Origin of the sequence: Bartonella sp. PS7NMGDW (assembly GCF_042193585.1) — a bacterium.
GTDB lineage: Bacteria > Pseudomonadota > Alphaproteobacteria > Rhizobiales > Rhizobiaceae > Bartonella > Bartonella grahamii.
In genome coordinates this window covers 1-949 of sequence record NZ_JBHILX010000093.1, presented here as the reverse complement: position 1 = coordinate 949, position 949 = coordinate 1, and the positions used below count along the sequence as shown (strand labels likewise).

Annotated in this window: 2 protein-coding genes; both read left to right on the top strand. The window is 31.1% G+C overall.

The window, feature by feature from the left end; all coding sequences use genetic code 11:
• Window positions 1-307: 307 nt before the first annotated feature.
• Window positions 308-610: a type II toxin-antitoxin system RelE/ParE family toxin gene (locus ACFIKJ_RS09455; protein WP_375670559.1), complete on the top strand. Its 303-nt coding sequence runs from the start codon at window positions 308-310 to the stop codon at window positions 608-610.
• A 1-nt stretch (window position 611) separates the two neighbouring features.
• Entirely contained in the window at window positions 612-935 is a 324-nt protein-coding gene (locus tag ACFIKJ_RS09450; protein WP_015856199.1) for a helix-turn-helix domain-containing protein, read from the top strand.
• The last annotated feature ends 14 nt before the right edge of the window (window positions 936-949 follow it).

Sequence of the window (949 nt, the reverse complement as noted above, 5' to 3'; positions counted from 1 at the left end):
ATCAAACAAATCAAAATGCTCGGTAGCTTTATCAATCCAATCAAAAGCAAATGCATATTCAATAAATATCTGCAAAAAACGTTCTTTTTACATTTGGAAGCGTTGGTTTTTACAAAGCAGCTTTTCATAAGATAAATAAACAATTATGGTTTTTTGTTACCATTTTTATCAAGTCAATTTTATTAATAATAGTTATTAAAAAATCACAAAATTAAAATAAACATTTGAAAATATACCCACATGGATATATTAATAATCATGAGTAAAATAAAACGTATCATTATGGCTTGGTTCTTCACTCAAAGATATAAAAAGTCTTCCTGATCTTATTCAACAAAGGATTGGTTATGCTCTTTATCTTGCTCAGATAGGAGATAGAGGAGAAAATGTTAAGGCTCTCAAGGGGTTTGGATCTGCCAATGTTCTAGAAATTATTGAACGCGATATTCAAGGAACTTATCGCGCTGTTTATACGATACAATATAAAAAATCTCTTTATGTGTTGCATTGTTTTCAGAAAAAATCGACCCGTGGCATTGCAACACCAAAACCAGACATTAATCTGATTAAAGAACGTCTCAAGTTAGCAGAACAATTAGAAGGGAATTAAAATGATCAATGTTTTTCACGGTAGTTCCAATGTTTATGCGGATCTTGGCTTTTCAGATTCCAGAGAGATGCTTATCAAAGCGCAACTTGCTCATAAGATTAGTCAAATTCTGAAAGAAAAGAACTTAACACAAAAACAGGCTAGTCAACTTTTGAAAATGACTCAACCAAAACTGTCTAAACTCTTAAGTGGAGAATTTCGAGGAATTAGTGAAATGAAAATGCTTGAGTGTTTGGCAAAATTGGGAAACGATATCAAGATTATTGTTAATCCGAAAGAAGTTAAAACGCTTGAAGGACATTTTGAAGTTGTTTTTTCTTCTTAAACTTCTTTATGATT